The sequence below is a fragment of the Roseicyclus sp. genome, assembly GCF_965662675.1.
GTDB lineage: Bacteria > Pseudomonadota > Alphaproteobacteria > Rhodobacterales > Rhodobacteraceae > Roseicyclus.
The window spans coordinates 1-5500 of sequence record NZ_CBFIIK010000141.1 but is presented as its reverse complement, the minus strand read 5'-3'; the positions used below and the strand labels follow the sequence as shown (position 1 = coordinate 5500).

The window sequence follows — 5500 nt, the reverse complement described above, 5'->3', positions numbered from 1 at the left end:
GGTGAAATCCGCGCCGTTCTCGGCCATGATCGCCAAAAGCGAGCGGGCCAAATCGCCATCGCTTTCATCCTCCGCGGCAAGGCCCATCTTGGCGCGCAACACGCTGTCCCATGCTGTATCGAAGCGGTCGGAAAAGCCGTTGATCGCATCCGTGAAGGCGTCGATCCCCGCCTCGCGGTCGGGGATCAGCTGCAACAGCGCGGTCGCCAGTTGCGCAAGGTTCCAGACCGCGATCTGGGGCTGGTTGGCATAGGCATAGCGGCCGAACTGGTCGATCGAGGAAAAAACGCGGTCGGGGTGGTAGTCATCCATGAAGGCGCAGGGGCCGTAATCGATGGTCTCGCCCGAGAGCGTCATGTTGTCGGTATTCATCACGCCGTGGATAAAGCCCAAGCCCATCCATCGCGCGACAAGGCGCGCTTGCGCGTCGATCACCGCGTTGAGCAGGCCAAGTGGGCCATCGGCCTTTGGGTAATGGCGCGCGATTGTGTGATCGCAGAGCGCTTGTAGCGCCGCGCTGTCGCGGCGGGCGGCAAAGTATTGAAAGGTGCCGATGCGGATATGGGAGGCGGCCACGCGGGTGAAGACCGCGCCCGGCAGGGGGCGCTCGCGCAGCACGACCTCGCCCGTGCTGACGGCGGCCAGGGCGCGCGTGGTGGGAACGCCAAGGGCGGCCATCGCCTCGGAAATGATATATTCGCGCAAGACAGGCCCCAGCCATGCCCGCCCATCGCCCATCCGGCTATAGGGCGTGCGCCCCGATCCCTTGAGCTGGATGTCGAAGCGCGCCCCGTCAGGGGCCAGAACCTCGCCCAACAAGATCGCGCGCCCATCGCCCAGTTGCGGCGACCAGCCGCCGAATTGGTGGCCGGCATAGACCTGCGCCAAGGGATCGGCCCCTTCGGGCAGGGCGTTGCCGGAAAAGATTCGGGCGATCTCGGCCGGGTCATCGGGAAGCGTGATGCCCAACCTGTCCGCCAGCGCATGGTTGAGCGCGATCAGCCGCGGCGTGGCCACGGTCGCGGGGGCTTGGCGCGTGAAAAATCGCTCGGGCAGGCGCGCATAGCTGTTGTCGAACGGGAAATGGGCGGTCATTGGTCATCCTTTGCCTGCCCAAGATAAGCGCACGGGGCAGGCGGCGAAAGGGTTAGATCTGTGCCAGCCGCGCAGTCAGAAGTTCGTAAAAGCCCGCCGCATCGACATCGCCCATGAAGGTCGCGTTCTTCGGACGCGTGGTCACGCCCCACCAATCGGCGACCGTCATGCCCCGGGTGAGCGGCGAGCCGGTCTCGATCTCGACATTGATATGGCGGCCGGAAAAGAGGTCGGGGGCCAAGAGGTAGGCGATGACGCATGGGTCATGCAGCGGCGCACCTTCGGCCCCGTATTTCGCCATGTCGAAACGCTCGAAGAAATCGGTCCAAGACACCACGGCATGGGCCACGGGGCTGCCTATGGCGCGGATCGCGTCGATCCGGGGGCGAGTCGTCAGCACCTTGTGGGTGACATCAAGCGGCATGACCACCAGCGGCACGCCGGATTGAAACACGATCTTTGCCGCCTCGGGGTCGACATAGATGTTGAATTCGGCCGCAGGGGTGATGTTGCCCACTTCGAAATAGGCGCCGCCCATCAGTATGATCTGCTGCACGCGGGCGATGATCTCGGGGGCCTTGGCAAAGGCCGTGGCGATATTGGTCAGCGGGCCGAGTGGGCAAAGCGTGACAGTCCCCGAAGGTTCGGCGCGCAGCGTGTCGATGATGAAATCGACCGCGTGGCGATCTTGCAGGGGCATCGTCGGCTCGGGCAGGGCAATGCCGTCAAGCCCGGTTTTGCCGTGGACATGCTCGGCCGTAACGAGGGGGTGGATCATGGGGCGGTCGCAGCCCGCGAAGACGGGGATATCGGTGCGCCCCGCCAATTCGCAGATGATGCGGGCGTTCTTTTGGGTCAGCGCAAGCGGCACATTGCCCGCGACCGCGGTGATGCCCAGCACCTCGATCTCCTTGGGCGAGGCCAAGGCAAGCAAGATCGCCACGGCGTCATCCTGGCCGGGGTCGGTGTCGATGATGATCTTGGTTGCCATTTTGCCCTGCTCCTGCGTCCGGGTGCAGGTTTCACCGGGGGAAGGAAAACTTCAATGCCTCCGGCGGGGATATTTTTGAAACGAAGAAGACCGCAGCAAAAAGGCCGCCCGGTGCGGGGCGGCCTGTTGTCGGGGTGATGATGCCGCGGTCAGCGGTTTTCGATCTCGACATAGTCGCGCAGCGTTTCGCCCATGTAGAGCTGACGCGGACGGCCGATCTTCATGGCGGGGTCGGCCAGCTGTTCCTTCCACTGCGAAATCCAGCCAACCGTGCGCGAGACCGCGAAGATCGGCGTGAACATTGCGGTGGGGAAACCCATCGCCTCGAGGATGATGCCCGAGTAGAAATCGACATTGGGGAAGAGCTTTTTCTCGATGAAGTAGTCGTCGTTCACCGCGATGCGCTCCAACTCCTTGGCGATCTGGAGCAGCGGGTTGTCTTCGACGCCCAAGAGATCCAGCACCTCGTCGGCGGATTTCTTCATCACCGTCGCGCGGGGGTCGAAATTCTTGTAGACGCGATGGCCGAAGCCCATCAGGCGGAAGGGGTCGTTCTTGTCCTTGGCGCGCGCGATGAATTCGGGGATGCGCGCGGGATCGCCGATTTCCTTGAGCATCTCGAGGCAGGCTTGGTTCGCACCGCCATGCGCAGGCCCCCACAGACACGCGATGCCGGCCGCGATGCAGGCGAAGGGGTTTGCGCCAGAAGACGAGGCCAGACGCACCGTTGAGGTGGAGGCGTTTTGCTCGTGATCGGCGTGCAGCGTGAAGATGCGGTCCATCGCGCGGGCGAGGATCGGGTCGACGACGTAATCCTCGGCCGGCACCGCAAAGCACATGCGCAGGAAGTTCGAGGCGTAATCGAGATCGTTGCGCGGATAGACGAAGGGCTGACCGATCGAATATTTGTAGGCCATTGCCGCGATGGTCGGCATCTTGGCGATCAGGCGGTGGGATGCGATCTCGCGCTGGTGTGCATCGTTGATGTCGGTGCTGTCATGGTAGAAGGCCGACATGGCGCCGACCACGCCCACCATGGTCGCCATCGGATGCGCATCGCGGCGGAACCCGCGGAAGAAGTTGTGCATCTGCTCATGGATCATCGTATGGCGGGTGATCGTGGTCTCGAACTTTTCCAGCTCGGCCGCCGAGGGCAACTCACCGTAGAGAAGCAGGTAGCAGACCTCGAGGTAATGCGATTTCTCGGCCAGCTGGTCGATCGGGTAGCCGCGGTGCATCAGCTCGCCCTTGTCACCGTCGATGAAGGTGATCGCGCTGTCGCAGGCGGAGGTCGAGGTGAAGCCCGGATCATGGGTGAACACGCCCGCTGCCGCATAGAGCTTGGTGATGTCGATGACGTCGGGCCCGGCGGTTGGTGAGTAGATTGGCAATTCATAGGTCTTGCCATCGATCGTCAGGCTGGCGTTGCGTGTCGAATGTGCCATGGTCGTCCCCTTTTCGTCGTGGCCGGGCGGACACCAGCGGGCCGCGCGCGGAAGCATCGGGCCCCGGTCAGGTGAACGGGCCCCCTCGGTCGTGTCGCGCCCGCAAGTTCAGCCGTCGCGGGTGGCCGCGTCCTCGAGCCGGGCAAGCGTTTCCGCGCGGCCGATGACGCACATCATGTCGAAGACGCTGGGCGTCGCGCTGCGGCCTGCAAGTGCGGCCCGAAGCGGGCCTGCGAGCTTGCCGAATTTCAACCCGTGATTTTCAGCGGCTTGTGTCAGCGTCGTCTCAAGCGTGTCACGATCCCAGCTAGCATGCTGCAACTGCGCAGTCAATTCACGCAGTATACCACGGGATACCGCATCGAGATGCGCCGCCGCAGCCGCATCGGGCACGATTGGGCGAGAGGCCAATGCGAATTGGCCCTTTTCCAAGATCTCGGGCAGCGATTTCGCCCGATCCTTGAGGCAATACATCGCATCCGAAAGCAGATCATGCTGCGCCTGCGAAAGGGCGGGCCGATCAGTGAGCGCGAGATAGGCGGTCAACTCGGCCATCAATGCGGCATCATCGGCATGCGCGATGTGCCAGCTTGCCACGCTCTCGAGCTTCTTGAGGTCAAGCCGAGCAGGGGCGCGGCCGATGCCTTGCAGATCGAACCATTCCAGGGCCTGGGCATCGGTGAACAGCTCATCGTCGCCATGGCTCCAGCCCAGCCGGGTCAGGTAGTTGCGCATCGCCGCGGCCGGCACGCCCATTTCGGCATATTCCATCACGCCGGTCGCGCCGTGGCGCTTGGACAGCTTCTTGCCGTCCGGCCCGTGGATTAGGGGGATATGCGCCCAGACCGGTTCCGCCCAGCCCATGGCGCGATAGATCTGCGCCTGACGCGCGGCATTGTTGAGGTGGTCATCGCCGCGGATCACATGGGTGACGCCCATATCGACATCATCGACCACGACGGCCAGCATGTAGGTCGGCGTGCCATCCGAGCGCAGGAGGACCATATCGTCGAGCTGGTCGTTGCGGAAGGTGACGCTGCCCTGCACGGCATCGTCGATCACCGTTGCGCCTTCGCGCGGGGCCTTGAGGCGGATGGCATAGGGTGCATCGGGCTGGCTTGCCTCGGGCGCGTCGCGCCACGGGCTGTGGTAAAGCGTCGAGCGCCCCTCGGCGCGGGCGGCCTCGCGGTAGGCTTCGATCTCGTCTTGGGAGGCGAAGCATCTATAGGCGTGGCCGCGGGCCAGCATCTCGCGCGCGATCTCGGCATGGCGGGGAACACGGGCGAATTGGCTGACCGCCTCGCCATCCCAATCAAGCCCCAACCAGCGCATGCCGTCGTGAATGGCCTGTGTCGCCTCGGGGGTCGATCGGGCGCGGTCGGTATCTTCGATCCGGAGCAGGAATTTGCCGCCCCGCGCGCGGGCGTAGAGCCAGTTGAACAGCGCCGTGCGCGCGGTCCCGATATGCATGGTGCCCGTGGGCGAGGGGGCGATGCGGGTGACGATCTGTTGCGGCTGGGCCATCTTGTTCCTTTTCGCACCGCGCGCAGGCCGGGGGGCCTCACGCGGCGTTAACCAGTTGGAAACCATGTCGGGGCTAGGCTCGCGCGCTGGTTTACGCATCACAAGGGGCGCTGACAAGGCGGTGACCGAACGGCGCGATATCACGCCCTTGTCGGGGTGGGGGTCTTTGGGCGCACAGAGCGCCGTGGCGGGGCTGTGGTCGGCCTGCGCCGCGCAGCGCGGCGCGCTGATGCCTTGGTCCGCGGTGATGCTGGGGATCGGCGTCGCGGTCTATTTCGCCCTGCCATGGGAGCCAAGCGTCGCGGGCTTTGTCTTGATCGCCTTGGTCATGGTCGTGGCCATTGTCTGTGCGATCCGCTGGCGGGCGGGGATCGGGCCACTTTGCATGGGTGTTGCGATGATGGCCATGGGGTTGCTTGTGGCGGGTCATCGCAGCCATAGCCTG

General features: G+C 64.3%; 4 protein-coding genes and 1 pseudogene. 1 reads left to right on the top strand and 4 read right to left on the bottom strand.

All coding sequences use genetic code 11. From position 1 onward, the window contains the following. The 4 genes from ACTG4J_RS14430 to gltX all read right to left on the bottom strand — a co-directional run. Positions 1 to 1095: protein adenylyltransferase SelO (locus ACTG4J_RS14430; RefSeq protein WP_439140436.1), on the bottom strand; the 1095-nt coding region annotated here is incomplete at its 3' end. Between the two features lie 52 nt (positions 1096 to 1147). After that, positions 1148 to 2086: a nucleoside hydrolase gene (locus tag ACTG4J_RS14425; RefSeq protein ID WP_439140435.1), complete on the bottom strand. Its 939-nt coding sequence runs from the start codon at positions 2084 to 2086 to the stop codon at positions 1148 to 1150. 149 nt (positions 2087 to 2235) lie between these two features. After that, on the bottom strand, positions 2236 to 3531 hold the full coding sequence (gltA, locus tag ACTG4J_RS14420; protein WP_439140434.1) for a citrate synthase: 1296 nt from the start codon (positions 3529 to 3531) through the stop codon (positions 2236 to 2238). A 108-nt stretch (positions 3532 to 3639) separates the two neighbouring features. Continuing rightward, positions 3640 to 5055: a glutamate--tRNA ligase gene (gltX, locus tag ACTG4J_RS14415; protein ID WP_439140433.1), complete on the bottom strand. Its 1416-nt coding sequence runs from the start codon at positions 5053 to 5055 to the stop codon at positions 3640 to 3642. Here gltX and ACTG4J_RS14410 point away from each other — a divergent pair. After that, a pseudogene (locus tag ACTG4J_RS14410) lies at positions 5030 to 5500 on the top strand (hypothetical protein); the annotation flags it as partial. The gene gltX and the pseudogene ACTG4J_RS14410 overlap by 26 nt on opposite strands.

Coding starts and splice junctions, on each gene's coding strand:
- ACTG4J_RS14425 (WP_439140435.1), bottom strand. CDS start 2,086: ATGGCAACCAAGATCATCATCGACACCGACCCCGGCCAGGATGACGCC.
- gltA (WP_439140434.1), bottom strand. CDS start 3,531: ATGGCACATTCGACACGCAACGCCAGCCTGACGATCGATGGCAAGACC.
- gltX (WP_439140433.1), bottom strand. CDS start 5,055: ATGGCCCAGCCGCAACAGATCGTCACCCGCATCGCCCCCTCGCCCACG.